Consider the following 14,183-nt stretch of genomic DNA (forward strand, 5'->3'; position numbering starts at 1 on the left):
GCTAAAACTCAAACTGATAGAGCAAATCCAGTGCCTGATCGAGACCCGACACGGCTTCTAAATAGAGTTTGGGCATCAGGCGATAACGCAAGGTTAAAGTCGCCAGTGAATCAAATATGCCGACACCGTATTTTACTTGTAGACCCGGCAGTACATAACCACTCACCTGCACCTGTTGGCTGTCGCCAACGCCGGTGGTATCAAGCGCAAGGTTGCTGACGCCGAAGGTCTCGCCGATTTTACCCATAACCTGACCACTTTGTGCAACCCCTAAGCCAACAAGCGCTGAAGTTAATGCATTACTGTCGCCGTCGCTACTCAATCCCTGCCCACGTAACAGGTAGGAAAGCGCCTCCTGCTGCGACATCGCCGGGTCAGAGAACACTTCAACTTTTGGCTCATCAGCCAGCCCGGTAACGCGGATACCGGCGGTGACATCATCTTCGGTGGCTTCCGGGTTACGAATCGCTTCCAGGTTCACGTAAGGTTGATCCGGTGGTCCGGCAAACTGCAACTCCCCTTTACGCACAATCAAATCCTGGCCGTAAGCGTGGAAGCGACCGTCAGGAATGTTGATCTGCCCGTTCAAGCCAAGGCCGGTTTTATCCTGCACCAGTTTGAGATCGCCATTCAGTTTGGCCTTCAGACCAAAGGCTGACAGCCGCACATCGTTACCGACGTGGATCACCAGGTTGCTGTTAATTGGGATCGCGGCGGTTTTAGGCTGAATTGGCTTAAGATTCTGATCTAGCATCACTTCATCCGAAGAGACACCCGTCGCGCTTTCCGGTACTTCCTGCACCGTGATGCGTGCCCATGGGATATCCACCTTGCCATCAAGATTGAAGGCGGCTGGTGTGGCTTCAAATACCAGGTCTGGCGACACATCCATGCGCACCATCGGCGGCACGGTGACGCGAATACGGCTGCCCTGCGCGGTGATGCGCGCACGCCAGTTATCCAACTGACTCCAGTCCGCATTGCCGCCCAGATTCAGATTGCCTTGGGTGGTCTGCAACAAGCCGTTGAGCGTCGAACTCATGCCATTGAACACCATGTTCAGATTGGCCGAGGTGAGCGTAACCGGCATAAAGCTCGCCAGCACATTCACATCGCTTAGCCCCAACTGACCAAACACCTGCGGCTGTTGCAGCGTTCCGCCCAGGCGTAAATTACTGTTGAGGTTGCCTTTGATCTTCTCACCCTGCATTAGCGCCGGGTTGAACATCGCCAGCGACAGATTGCTGATGCCGATGTTGCCGGACAGCTGACGACGGGTTTGCGGATCGGCAATCTGCACGTTGCCGCTTAGCTGGCCGTTGTTGACGATGTGGATCAGCCAGTCGAGCTGGGCACGTCCATTACGCATCGCCGCATTCAGGTTGAGCGTATCAAAGGCAATCGGCAGCGTATTGCCCTGCACGTCCTGCTCCACTTTCACGCCGTTGCCTTTCAGCGCAACGGTGCCGGTTGGCAGCGCGCCATCAGCCGTCCAGTTCACGCGTGCATCGCCGCTGAACACGCCGTTCAGTTTGGTGGCATCGGTGAGGAACGGTTTGATCATCGCCAAATCAAAGCGGTTGAGCACCACATGGGCATGGCCGCTCGGCCCGGCTTCGATGGGCTCTGGCACGCACAGCTGCGCATTCGGGTTCTGCCAGCAGTGCGGTCCGATGGTCGCAGTCTGCTTGCTGTTGAGGTAATCAATCGTCATTGCGCGCGTCAGACGCCATTCACCGACCGGCGTGTCGAAGCGCGTATTGTTGAGATTGCCCTGCCAGCGCTCAGTTTTACGATCAAAGCTGCCGTTCAGTGCCAGCTGGCCGGAGACGGGTTCGCCCTGCACGTTGAGCTTGAGCTGATGCTGCTTCTCGTTGCCGTCGGCGTTCAGCGTCAACAGATTGATCTTCAGTGCATCCTGTTGCAGTTGCTCGACACGTAGCTGCAGCTTACCGGCGATTTGATCGCTGGATTTAACATCACCTTCCAGCGCCACTCGGCGGATCTGCAACTGCTGCCAGCGTAAACCGGTTGCCGTGAGATCAGCTAACAGCTGCGGTGCTTGTAAGGTCCCACGCGCTTTCACCGTGCCTTTGGCCACGCCGCCGAGCCCAGGTAATGCGTTATCCAGATGCGGTGCATCGATATTGGCATCCAGGTTGAGCGTGTCGCCCAGTTCGCCTTTCACATCCAGATGGTTACGGCCCAACGCGATGTTGATACCGGGGATTTTCCACTGGTTATAGCTGTTACCGGTGAGTGAGCCTTTGGCGCTCACCGCGTTCTGCTTCACGTTACCTTTAAGGTCCAACTGCGGTACGCTGAGCTGCCAGCTGCCGCCATACAGACTGCCTCGGGTGGTGATTTTACCGTCAAGTTTGGCTGGCCAGTCGGGATACTGTTTGGCGGTGTTGATGCCGGAGAGCGTCAGTTCACTGCGCCAGCTGATGGCTTTGCTCCAGTCCACCAGCGCGGTTAAATCGACGTTACCCTGCAATGCCGCCACGCGCAGCTTGTCTAGGCTGAACTGCTGCACGTTGCCTTTCCCGTCGAGCGAAAGGGTCGCTGGCGGCACGCCTTCACCTTTCACAGCGGTGCGCAGTGACATGACGTAATCAGTGGCTTTGCCTTTGAACTGATAATCCAGATTATCCGCCTGATACTGCACCGGGCCGGTAAGCGGCCAGCGCAATTCCGGGCTGGTGAGTTTCAGTGACAGTGGCAGACCGGCTACCGCCGGTTGTGCTGCGGCATCCAGTTGTACGCGGACCGGGCCAGAGAGATTTAGCCCCAGCTTAAGCTCTTCACGCATCGCACCGCTGAGATTCATTTTGATCTTCTCGCCCTTGATCGGATCGAGATTCAACGATCCGCTTAGCGCGAAATTCACTGGCCAGTTATCCGCCAACTGCGCATCACCGCTGGCGTTCAACTGCCCTTGCGGTGAATCGATATCAAAGGTTTCTAACTGAAGATGGCGGTCGGCAGTTTTGGCTTTCAGCAACAGACGGGTAATCGACACATCGGTATCGCCGGTCAAGCGTAGCTGTTCACCCAGCAGCTCCTGCACGGTGATATCCAAAGGCAGCTGGAAGTCAGGCAGTTCGGGTAACAGCGGTTTGGCGAACATCTCTTGCAGCGTTTCACCCAGCGGTTTCTCGTCCGGCTGCGGCTGTTGTACTTTCGGCTGCACCACTTGCTCATCGACCACTTTCGCCGCCTTAGGCAGCGCAATCAGCAGACTTTGAATATGCGTTGGCGTTAACGTCAGCGCGCGTCCCTGCCAGTTGAGGCCGGTGGTGAAGTCCAGTAGCGAGATTGAGGTGTCATCAACTTTCACGTTGATGTTATGCAGTCCGACCTTGCTCAGCGTAATCGGATACGGCGTGCTCAGATTGGCGCTGCCGCTCTCTTCTTGCGGCGGAGGCGCTGCGGCCGGTGCCATTTTCTTGCTGTCGACCACCACGCTGACATCCTGCAGGCCAATGTCATTCACGCACACCGAGGAGTGCAGCAGGCAGTTCAGGTTGAGCGCCAGATGGAAGCGCCCGGCATCCACGCTGACGCCCGGCATCTCGTACTTCACGCCGCTCAGGGTGAGATCGCGCCAGCCGCCTTCGACTTTGTTGATCGACAAACCTGGCACCCAACGATCGGCGCCTTTCAACAACAGATGCAGCCCAGGCGTCGTACCAATCAAAAACGCCACGCTGCCAAACAGCACCACCAAAAAAAGACCAAATCCAATCAGGACCTTTTTCCACAGCTTCATAGTTCAGGCCCCAGTCCTACATAGAATTGCAAACCATGTTCCTTGTCATCGCCAATCGGCCGCGCGATATCAAATTTGATCGGCCCTACCGGAGAAGCCCAGCGCACGCCAACACCGGCTCCGGTTTTGAAATCACTCTGTTTGATGTCGTTCACTGCTTCACCGGAATCGACAAACACCGCGCCCCACCACTTGCCGGTCACGTTGTATTGATACTCCAGCGAGCCGGTGGCCATTTTTGACGCACCGGTCAACTTGCCATCGCTGTCGCGTGGCGAGACATCTTTATATTTGTAGCCGCGAATACTGCGGTCACCCCCGGCAAAGAAGCGCAGGTCCGGCGGGACTTTGTCGAAGTTATTGGTTTCGATCCAGCCCAGATTGCCGCGTGCCACAAAGCGGTTCTTATCACCGATCATGCGGATCCAGACGTTTTGCGCTTGTAGGATCAGGAAGTCGACGTCCGATCCCCAAGTGGTATCGGAAACATCCACTGAATAACGCTGCGAATCACCCCAGGTTGGCATCAAACCGCCGCGTGAACGGGTGCGGCTCAGGCTGACGCCCGGATAGAGCAGCATGGTGGTGTTAGTGACGCTACCTTGGGTGAAGTGGTCGAGGCTCCATTTCAGGTTAACCGCTCGCTGCCAGCCGGAACTGCTGTCCCAGTTACGCGAAGCGCCCAGCGTAGTGGTGTCCGCTTTGGTGTCGTTGAGATCGGTACGCTTCACGCCGCCGGAGAAGGTGTAATACTGCTCCAGCGGGCTTTTCAGTAAGGGCACTTTATAGCTGAGATCGAGCTGTTGTTCAGGTGCAGAAATATAGGAACTGGCCGTCAGGCTATGACCGCTGCTGTTGATCCACGGTTTTTTCCATGTGCCCTTCAGGCGCGGGCCGACGTCGGTTGAATAACCCACACCGGCTTCGATGGTGTTCTCAACCCGTGGCGATACCGCCGCATTGAGCGGCAGCACTTTAGTCTGACGACCTTTATCGAATTCAGGGGCAACCACCACCGAGTTAAACCAGCCCGTGGCGGATAAGCGACGGTTTAATTCCGCCAAATCGCGAGAGCTGTACGGATCGCCTTTTTTAAACGGCACAAGATTACGCAGATAGGCTTCGTTGATTTGCGAGCCCTGGAAACTGACATCACCAAAACGGTAGCGCGGGCCACTGTCGTAGTCGATGTCCCAGAAAGCTTCGCGTCTTTCGACCGAAACGCCAAGCTGGCTTTGCTTAAAGTCACCGTCGAAGTAACCATTACGCAGTGCCAGGCTGGAGAAGCCGTTTTTAAATTTGTCGTATTCGCCGTGATTCAGTTGTGTGCCGATTTTCGGCGTGCCCTGCTTCACCCAGGCTTTGTAATCATCATCGTTTTTCGCCGCACCTTCGACCACGATGTGGCTACCGCCGATTTTCACCGGTTCGCCGGGTTTGACGTGAGCGATAAGCACCGGACGGCCGCCCTGTGCCGGCGCGGGACGAGATTCGAAATTGATTTCAGGTTCGTAATAGCCAAGTGCCCGCAAGCCTTCTTTGATCGCTTGTGAGACACGCGCCTGAAAGCGACCATCGCTGGACACTTCATCGGTACCAATAGTGGACAAGCGCGCCCTGACGTTCTTCTGTAAATCCCCGGTTAGCCCTTCCAGCTGCAAGCGCACTTTTGCTGCCTCAACGGCAGGTGCAGCAAGCAACAGGCTGGCCAAACAATAAATATGCAATCGCGGCACGCGTACTCCTGTTAATAATGCCTGCCCCTTATTCCGCAGGGGCGTTAATGCTTATCGGAGGCTATCACCACCACTCGCTTACCCATCAGCATAGCCGCTCTTTTTGGCGGATGGCTGAGGAAAAATGGTCACTAAGCCAAATCATTTCCTATTGTCGGTAAATGGGGGGAGCGATACAACAACCAAGCCGCAGTTCTGCGCCTGAGGGGTGCGTCTCAGATTAATCCGAGGCTAGCATGCGCGCCTCTGGCGGCATGATAAGCGCTGCTGCTATAATCAGCATCCAGCAGGCATGACCTGCTTCCCTTTCTGCCCCGACGTTCACGTTCCTTGTCGAAATGGCGCAGACATTTTTGGCACGGATAGCCCTGTTTGACGGGTGAGTACTGGATGTGCGCCCGCGCTGCCCAGGCCAAAAATGACAAGTGATTAACCCAACGGATCTTTTATGCTCGATAGCTTACTTGTCATTCTTTTACTGATTGTGATCAGTTCATTTTTTTCTCTCTCAGAGATTTCATTGGCTGCTGCCCGTAAAATCAAACTGAAATTGCTGGCCGATGAAGGCAACATCAACGCACAGCGCGTACTGAAAATGCAGGAACAGCCTGGCATGTTCTTTACCGTAGTGCAGATTGGCCTGAATGCCGTGGCCATCCTCGGTGGTATTGTCGGCGATGCGGCTTTCTCTCCCGCCTTTAACAGTCTGTTCAGCCGCTTTATTCCCGCCGATTTAGCCGAACAACTTAGCTTCATCTGCTCTTTCACCGTGGTCACCAGCCTGTTTATTCTATTCGCTGATTTGACACCGAAGCGCGTCGGCATGATTGCGCCAGAAGCGGTAGCACTGCGTATTATCAACCCAATGCGCTTCTGTTTGTTTATCATGCGCCCGCTGGTCTGGCTGTTTAACGGCTTGGCGAACGTGTTCTTCCGCATCTTTAAACTGCCGATGGTGCGTAATGACGACATCACTTCAGATGATATTTACGCAGTAGTGGAAGCCGGTGCGCTGGCGGGGGTACTGCGTAAGCAGGAGCACGAGCTCATCGAAAACGTGTTTGAGCTGGAATCGCGTACCGTACCCTCCTCCATGACGTCGCGTGAGAACGTGGTCTGGTTCGATTTGCACGAAGATGAAAACACGCTCAAAACCAAAATCGCGCAGCATCCACACTCTAAATTTATCGTTTGCGATGGCGACATCGACCATATTGTGGGATATGTCGATTCCAAAGAATTGCTGCTGCGCGTACTGGGCAATCAAAGCTTAACGCTGAGCAGCGGCGTGCAGATCCGTTCTGCACTGATTGTGCCGGACACCTTAACGCTCTCTGAAGCGCTGGAAAGCTTCAAAACCGCTGGCGAAGACTTCGCGGTGATCATGAACGAATATGCGTTGGTGGTGGGGATCATTACCCTAAATGACGTGATGACCACGCTGATGGGTGATTTGGTCGGTCAGGGTCAGGAAGAGCAAATTGTGGCGCGTGATGAAAATTCGTGGCTGGTTGAAGGCGGCACACCGATTGATGACGTGATGCGCGTTCTGGATATCGATGATTTCCCGCAGTCTGGCAACTATGAAACCATTGGTGGTTTTATGATGTATATGCTGCGCAAAATCCCGAAACGCACCGATTTCGTGAAGTTCTCAGGCTATAAATTTGAAGTGGTCGATATCGATAGTTACCGCATTGACCAGCTGTTGGTCACGCGTATTGATGAGCGTCCGCCCGTGCTGAATGTGACGAAGAACGCGACAGATGAGCTTGAGTCGCCGTAGCGTTGAGTGGCTGGAAAAAAACAAGGCGCGATTCCTCGCGCCGCTACTGAGGGCGCCTACTTGCATGGCGCCCTTTGTTTTTACTGCTTAGTTGTACTCGGCTTGCAGTCGCAGCACCTGGCGATTGATTTCAGACATCACGCTAAGGTGCTGTTTATCTTTGACGCGTGGCAACATCACTTTGCCTTTATCAAACTCAAACGCGCCAACATCCTTGATGTACAACCTTCCTTTAAATAGCGTTTTTACGTATTTCGCAATTTGCAGCGGATTATAGCGCTGGAAGATTTTCATGCTGTTTAACTCCTGAACAGATGTAATACGCTTCGCCGTTGCCAAATTCGGTACGAGCCCATGAAGCGCAAATGAGGCGTAAATATAGAACATGATTCGTTGCGTATGTTCCGAAAAAGTGAATTTTTTACTGAATTGACACATCATTACAGAACACTCTGTTATGACGTTCACAAAACCCAGTATAAACCTTCACTCATTAAGGAATTGTGGCGTGGGTTGCAAAGCTGTTAACTCATCGCGACAGGCGCATCATCCACGCCTAATATTGCAAAAACATGAATAACTGGTCGGATCACTAAGGAGCATCAACATGCGTTTGGTACACTCTTTGATAGCACTGGCATTGCTGGCCCCAACCCTTGTCTCAGCCCATGCTTTTAAGATCGGTGATCGCGTGCCACCGGTGGGTGTGAGCGATAGAGGCGAGCTGCTTTATCAACAAGATAAGTTTAGCTATCAACCTTGGAATAGCGCGCAGCTGAGTGGAAAAGTGCGGGTCATCTTACATATTGCCGGACGCTCTTCGGCTAAAGAACAGAACGCCGCGCTGATTGAAGCCATCAAAGCGGCAAAATTCCCACATGACCGCTATCAGACCACCACTATTGTGAATACTGACGATGCCATTCCCGGCACCGGCATGTTTGTGCGCAGCAGCATTGAGAGCAATAAACAGCAATATCCTTGGTCGCAGTTTATCGTGGACAGCAACGGCAACGTGCGTAAGGTCTGGGAATTGGAGAAAGGCGGTTCAGCCATTTTGGTGCTGGATAAGACCGGGCATGTCCGTTATGCCAAAGAGGGTGCATTGACACAGGATGAGGTGCAGCAAGCGATGAAACTGATTCGTGAACTGTTGCAGTAAAACAGAGGGCGCCATTAATGGCGCCCCTACATTGCCCGACTTAATATCTTTACCCATTTCGGATTTTAATCGCGAAATTGCTGGGTGCAATTTTCGTAGGATGCGCATTCATGCGCACCAGGAATCAAAACAGCGAGACGCGGAAGCCCGGATTCAGGAAGGATTCACGCGGTGTGTAGTCAAGAGTTTTTCCCTGCCAGTCATGCACATGGGCACCGGCCGCAATCGCCACCGCGTGACCGGCTCCGGTATCCCAAATATTGGTTGGCCCGAAGCGCGGATAAAGTTGCGCTTTACCTTCCGCCACCAAGCAGAATTTTAATGAAGAGCCGATTGCGGTGGTTTGATGGTCGCCCAACTGTGTCAGATACTCTTTCAGCTCTTCATCTTTATCCATATGCGAGCGGCTGACGACGACCAGCAGTGGACGTGCCTCGCGCACTTGAATCTGGGTTTTATGGCCGCCCTCCTCTTTCCAGGCTTTACCTTCGGCTGCCGAATACATCACACCCAGCGCGGGTGCATAAACGACGCCCAGTACCGGCTTACCCTTTTCAATCAGGGCAATGTTAACGGTGAATTCTCCGTTACGCTTAATGAACTCTTTGGTGCCATCCAGCGGATCAACCAGCCAATATTTTTTCCAGTTCTGACGTACGGCCCAGCTCGGCGGATCTTCTTCCGATAACACCGGGACTTCGGGTGATAGTGCCGCCAGCCCTTCCACGATGACCTTATGCGCCGCGAGATCGGCAGCCGTTACCGGCGAATCATCCGACTTGCGTGTCACATCCATCGGTTGTTCACCCGCATAGACATGCATAATGGCATCGCCCGCTTCACGCGCCAGTTGGATTATTTTATCTAACATTTTTCACCTCTTTTCCGCTGATTCTGCCTGTCAGACATCAACAGCTCACCTCTACACATTTTAGCAGTTGTGTCCCGATGCTCTGCGGCTGAACTGTCTGAAACGGCAATCTATATGATTATCAATACCATAGTTCAAGGTTGGCGGCTATGGCGTGATCCTTAATCCCTTTTTACCGAACAGCGAAGCCTGCTGATGCGTGAAAGTCTGAGACACATCACAAATTGAAATGATAAATCGTAATCGTTTTACATTATTTTGAGAGGCCCATTCGTAAAACAAGGAGAAAGCCATGTTCAAAGCGAGCATGTCGTTACTGGCGCTGTGTGTGACAGCCGCCTCGGTGCAAGCCGCTACAGTGGATCTGCGCATTCTGGAAACCACCGATCTGCACAGTAATATGATGGATTTCGATTACTACAAAGACACGCCAACCGAGAAATTTGGTCTGGTACGCACTGCGACGCTCATTCAACAGGCGCGCACAGAAGCGAAAAACAGTGTGCTGGTCGATAACGGTGACATCATTCAGGGCAGTCCACTGGGCGATTACATGGCCGCTAAGGGATTGAAAAAGGGCGATGTGCATCCTGTCTACAAAGCGATGAACACATTGAACTATGAGGTTGGCAACCTGGGAAATCACGAATTCAATTATGGTTTACCTTATTTGCAGAAAGCGATTGCTGGCGCGCGTTTCCCCTACGTCAATGCCAACATTATCGATGAAAAGAGCGGAAAACCGCTGTTCACACCCTACTTAATCAAAGAAACCACCGTCACCGACCGTAGCGGTAACGCACATCAGTTAAAAATTGGTTATATCGGCTTCGTTCCGCCGCAGATTATGGTATGGGATCGCAACAATCTGCAGGGAAAAGTGCGCGTTGATGACATTACGGAAACAGCGAAGCGCTATGTGCCGGAAATGCGCGCAAAAGGTGCTGAAATAATCATCGCCATTCCGCACTCCGGTTTAAGCAGTGAGCCTTATCACGCCATGGCGGAGAATTCGGTCTACTACCTCAGCCAAGTGCCGGGCATTAACGCCATTATGTTTGGTCACGCGCATGCCGTGTTCCCCAGCAAAGAGTTTGCCGCCATTAAAGGCGCTGACATTGCACAAGGCACATTGAACGGTGTTCCCTCGGTGATGCCCGGAATGTGGGGTGATCATCTCGGTGTGGTCGATTTGGTGCTGAATAACGAGGGCGGCAAATGGCAGGTTACACAGGGCAAAGCTGAAGCGCGACCTATCTATGATCCCGTCGGCAAAAAGTCACTGGCGGCGGAAGATACAAGCTTGGTGAAAGTACTGGAGCAGGATCATCGCGCCACGCGTGAGTTTGTCGCCAAACCTATCGGTAAATCGGCTGATGTGATGTACAGCTATCTGTCGTTGGTGCAGGACGATCCTACCGTGCAGATCGTCAATAATGCACAGCGCGCCTATGTTGAACACTTTATCCAGGGCGATCCCGATCTCGGTCGCCTGCCGGTGCTTTCCGCTGCTGCGCCGTTTAAAGCCGGTGGGCGTAAAAACGATCCCGCCAGCTATACCGAAGTAGAGAAAGGTGAGCTCACTTTCCGCAATGCCGCCGATCTCTATCTTTACCCCAACACGCTGGTGGTGATGAAAGTCACCGGTGCGCAAGTGAAAGAGTGGCTGGAGTGTTCAGCCGGGCAGTTTAATCAGATCGATCCGCACAGCAATAAGCCGCAAGCGCTGATTAACTGGGATTTCCGTACTTATAACTTCGACGTCATTGACGGTGTCGATTATCAAATCGATGTGACGCAGCCCGCACGCTATGACGGTGAATGCACATTGATCAACAAAGACGCATCACGCGTTAAAGATCTGACGTGGCAGGGTAAGCCCATCGATCCTAATGCGGTATTCCTCGTCGCCACCAACAACTATCGTGCTTACGGCGGCAAGTTTGCCGGCACCGGCGATAAATACGTGGCATTTGCTTCACCGGATGAGAACCGTTCTGTGGTCGCGGCTTATATCAGTAGCGAAACCACAGCACACGGCGAAGTGAAACCGCAGGCCGATCACAACTGGCGTTTAGCGCCCATTCACAGTGATACGCCGCTGGATATTCGCTTTGAAACCGCACCGGGCAAGAAAGCCACGCAGTTTATTGAGAAGTACGCTGATTATCCGATGAAAGCGGTAGGCAGTGACGAGATAGGTTTTGCGATTTGGCAGGTAGATTTGCAGAAGCAGTAAGTTATGTATCAGATGTAGGGGCGCCATTCATTCATGGCGCCCGCTTTCTTTACAGAATTTCCAGCAGCTCGACTTCGAATACCAGGGTGCTGAATGGCGGGATGGATGCGCCAGCACCGCGCTCGCCATATGCAAGGTTTTGTGGAATCACCAGTTCCCACTTAGAACCCACTGGCATCAGGGTCAGCGCTTCGATCCAGCCAGCGATTACGCCGCTGACCGGGAATTCAGCAGGTTCGCCACGCGCGACTGAGCTGTCGAACACAGAACCGTCGATCAGTTTACCGGTGTAGTGAACGCGTACACGGTCCTGACGAGAAGGGATTGGGCCATCGCCTTGAGTGATCACGCTGAACTGCAAACCAGATTCAGTGCTGCTCACACCTTCACGCTGGGCATTCTGCTCCAGGAATTTATGGCCATCCGCAGCCATGGCTTCAATGCGCTCACGACGCACGCCTTCCGCACGTTCGTGCACTTCACGCAGCGCGCGGTGTACCACGTCAACAGGGACAGCCGGTGAGTTGCCTTCCAGCGCATCACGCAGACCCGCAAGCAGTGCTTCCGGCTGCAGACCCTGCAGTCCAGATTCCTGCAACTGCTGGCCAACCTGTAAACCGATACCGTAACTTGCTTGTGATTCGACGCTGTCGAATGAAGGGGTGGTCATTTTGATTCCTTAATCCCGGAGAAAATAGAAACGGCAGCATAACAGCGCGGGCGGCTGGCGTAAAATCTGCTGCGGCAGAGATGACATTTCTCAGCGAAAGAGAAACAATACACAGGTCAAATTTTTCAATGCTGGCAGGCACTTCACGCCCGTATTGCCCATACTATAGCTGTAGCGCTAAGAAAGAGAGAATACATGGGCCAAATCGCCCCACGACGTCGCAGGACGCGCGTACCGCGTACTTTTACATTACCGAGGTTGCAACGTTGGCTGCCGCAGTTGAAACGTAAGGCCGCCAGCGAGGAGGATTTAAGAATGGCTTCTGACACCCCTTCCCGCGTGCCCGCCGTGCTATTACGTGTCTGGCATCTGCTGGATAATGTGCGCTGGATGGATCCGCTTCCAGCCTTCCATCGTCGCGGTATCGTGATTGCTCTGCTGGTGCTCCTGCTCGCGTTTCTTTGGCCCAGCAGTACACCGCAATATCCCATCGAACGCCCGGTAGATAACAGTAGCAAAGAGGTACCGTTACAGGCGGAGATTTACGACAACAAGCAGCCACAGAGCACCCAGCCGAAAACTGATTCTCAGGGGGAGTGGCACAACTATACGGTGTCATCGGGCCAAACGCTGGCGCAGCTGTTCCGCGACAATAATCTGCCAGTGAATGATGTGTTCGCGATGGCGCGCGTGGAAGGCAGCGATCAGCCGCTCAGCGCCCTGAAAAACGGACAGCAGGTGAAGGTGCGCCAGAATGCACAAGGCGTGGTGACAGGCTTAACGGTGGATGGAAGCAACGGCCCGGTGCTGTTCACCCGTCAGCCCGACGGCAGCTTTATCCGCGCGCAGTAAATCGCAGAAACAAAAACGCCGGCACATGGCCGGCGTTTTCGCACAACTGAGTAGATTACTCAGCCACTACATTCACAACCAGTTTAGCGAACACTTCGCTATGAACCTGGAAGTCAACTTCGTGCTCACCGGTAGAACGCAGAACGCCGTTTGGCAGACGCACTTCGCTCTTAGCCACTTCAACGCCAGCTGCAGTGACTGCATCAGCGATGTCGCGGGTACCGATTGAACCGAACAGTTTACCTTCGTCGCCTGATTTAGACGCGATGGTAACGGTGCCCAGTGAGTTGATTTTCTCTGCACGTGCGTTAGCAGCAGCCAGAACGTCAGCCAGTTTGGCTTCCAGTTCAGCGCGACGTGTTTCGAAGAACTCAACGTTTTTCTTGGTAGCAGGAACAGCTTTACCCTGTGGAACCAAGAAGTTACGAGCGTAGCCCGCTTTAACGTTAACCTGATCACCCAGGCTGCCCAGGTTTGCTACTTTATCAAGCAGAATAACTTGCATTACCTTATCCTCTTAAAGTCGTTAATGGACAACTACCAATTACTGATGACGATCAGTGTATGGCAGCAGGGACAGGTAGCGAGCGCGCTTGATGCAACGAGCGAGCTGACGCTGGTATTTTGCACGAGTACCGGTAATACGGCTCGGTACAATTTTACCGCTTTCGGTAACGTAGTTTTTCAGTGTAGCGATATCTTTGTAATCAATCTCTACAACACCTTCCGCTGTGAAACGGCAGAATTTGCGACGACGGAAATAACGTGCCATTTGGCTAGTCTCCAGAATCTATCAATTCAATCTGCTCGGCATGTAACACCATTCTGCTCTGACCATTGCGTGCCTGATGGCAGCTAATGAATCCTTCGAGAGTGAGTTGCGTACCGACCGTTATATGTTGAGTAATCACCTGGTGGGTGCTGCCGCTGATAATCACCGGCATTTGACACCAAGCTTGCCGGTGAAAACCGGCTTCCTCCTGCACAGACCGATGCTCAAGCACGAACTGGCAGTGTGGAATCCCTGACGGACTGATTTTTCGAACTGGCGTCTTGCACACAGTGCCTGACAGGCGCAGTCGATTTGCCGTCATG

General features: G+C 53.3%; 12 protein-coding genes. 4 read left to right on the forward strand and 8 right to left on the reverse strand.

The genetic code is table 11. The features are described 5' to 3' along the window. Position 1: 1 nt before the first annotated feature. Together tamB and tamA are read right to left on the reverse strand one after the other, a co-directional pair. Positions 2–3,772: an autotransporter assembly complex protein TamB gene (gene tamB, locus HA51_RS22880; protein ID WP_084937213.1), complete on the reverse strand. Its 3,771-nt coding sequence runs from the start codon at positions 3,770–3,772 to the stop codon at positions 2–4. Next, complete coding sequence (gene tamA, locus HA51_RS22885; protein WP_084937215.1) at positions 3,769–5,508, reverse strand: autotransporter assembly complex protein TamA; 1,740 nt, start codon at positions 5,506–5,508, stop codon at positions 3,769–3,771. The genes tamB and tamA overlap by 4 nt, the downstream gene beginning before the upstream one ends. Positions 5,509–5,956: 448 nt before the next feature. Between tamA and paeA the strand changes: the two genes are divergently transcribed. Further along, entirely contained in the window at positions 5,957–7,294 is a 1,338-nt protein-coding gene (gene paeA / locus HA51_RS22890; protein ID WP_084937217.1) for a polyamine export protein PaeA, read from the forward strand. Between the two features lie 87 nt (positions 7,295–7,381). Here the strand turns inward: paeA and HA51_RS22895 are convergent, their stop codons facing one another. Then, the gene (locus HA51_RS22895; protein ID WP_031280153.1) at positions 7,382–7,588 is read right to left on the reverse strand and encodes a DUF1107 domain-containing protein; all 207 of its coding nucleotides are present in this window, start codon (positions 7,586–7,588) and stop codon (positions 7,382–7,384) included. 313 nt (positions 7,589–7,901) lie between these two features. Here HA51_RS22895 and HA51_RS22900 point away from each other — a divergent pair, with 313 nt between their 5' ends. Continuing rightward, the gene (locus HA51_RS22900) at positions 7,902–8,456 is read left to right on the forward strand and encodes a YtfJ family protein (RefSeq protein ID WP_084937219.1); all 555 of its coding nucleotides are present in this window, start codon (positions 7,902–7,904) and stop codon (positions 8,454–8,456) included. A gap of 124 nt (positions 8,457–8,580) precedes the next feature. On the opposite strand, the gene cysQ is transcribed toward HA51_RS22900, so the two are convergent. After that, on the reverse strand, positions 8,581–9,327 hold the full coding sequence (gene cysQ, locus HA51_RS22905; RefSeq protein ID WP_084937221.1) for a 3'(2'),5'-bisphosphate nucleotidase CysQ: 747 nt from the start codon (positions 9,325–9,327) through the stop codon (positions 8,581–8,583). 292 nt (positions 9,328–9,619) lie between these two features. On the opposite strand from cysQ, the gene HA51_RS22910 reads away from it, so the two are divergent. Further along, positions 9,620–11,566: a bifunctional 2',3'-cyclic-nucleotide 2'-phosphodiesterase/3'-nucleotidase gene (locus HA51_RS22910; protein WP_084937224.1), complete on the forward strand. Its 1,947-nt coding sequence runs from the start codon at positions 9,620–9,622 to the stop codon at positions 11,564–11,566. A gap of 49 nt (positions 11,567–11,615) precedes the next feature. On the opposite strand, the gene bamJ is transcribed toward HA51_RS22910, so the two are convergent. Then, complete coding sequence (bamJ, locus tag HA51_RS22915; RefSeq protein ID WP_084937227.1) at positions 11,616–12,236, reverse strand: BamJ family beta-barrel-assembly machinery protein; 621 nt, start codon at positions 12,234–12,236, stop codon at positions 11,616–11,618. Positions 12,237–12,431: 195 nt separating this feature from the next. Between bamJ and HA51_RS22920 the strand changes: the two genes are divergently transcribed. Then, complete coding sequence (locus HA51_RS22920) at positions 12,432–13,088, forward strand: LysM-like peptidoglycan-binding domain-containing protein (RefSeq protein ID WP_158087385.1); 657 nt, start codon at positions 12,432–12,434, stop codon at positions 13,086–13,088. Positions 13,089–13,143: 55 nt separating this feature from the next. Here HA51_RS22920 and rplI read toward each other — a convergent pair whose 3' ends face one another. From rplI to priB, 3 genes are read right to left on the reverse strand one after another with little or no spacing between them, the layout of a single operon-like run. After that, the gene (gene rplI, locus HA51_RS22925) at positions 13,144–13,593 is read right to left on the reverse strand and encodes a 50S ribosomal protein L9 (RefSeq protein ID WP_084937232.1); all 450 of its coding nucleotides are present in this window, start codon (positions 13,591–13,593) and stop codon (positions 13,144–13,146) included. A 39-nt stretch (positions 13,594–13,632) separates the two neighbouring features. Beyond that, positions 13,633–13,860, reverse strand: coding sequence for a 30S ribosomal protein S18 (gene rpsR, locus HA51_RS22930; protein WP_004392491.1), 228 nt, complete (start codon positions 13,858–13,860; stop codon positions 13,633–13,635). 4 nt (positions 13,861–13,864) lie between these two features. Next, a complete protein-coding gene (priB, locus tag HA51_RS22935; protein WP_084937235.1) occupies positions 13,865–14,182 on the reverse strand; it encodes a primosomal replication protein N in 318 nt (105 codons plus the stop codon). Position 14,183 lies beyond the last annotated feature (1 nt).

The sequence above is a fragment of the Pantoea rwandensis genome (assembly GCF_002095475.1).
In the GTDB taxonomy this organism is placed as follows: Bacteria; Pseudomonadota; Gammaproteobacteria; order Enterobacterales; family Enterobacteriaceae; genus Pantoea; species Pantoea rwandensis.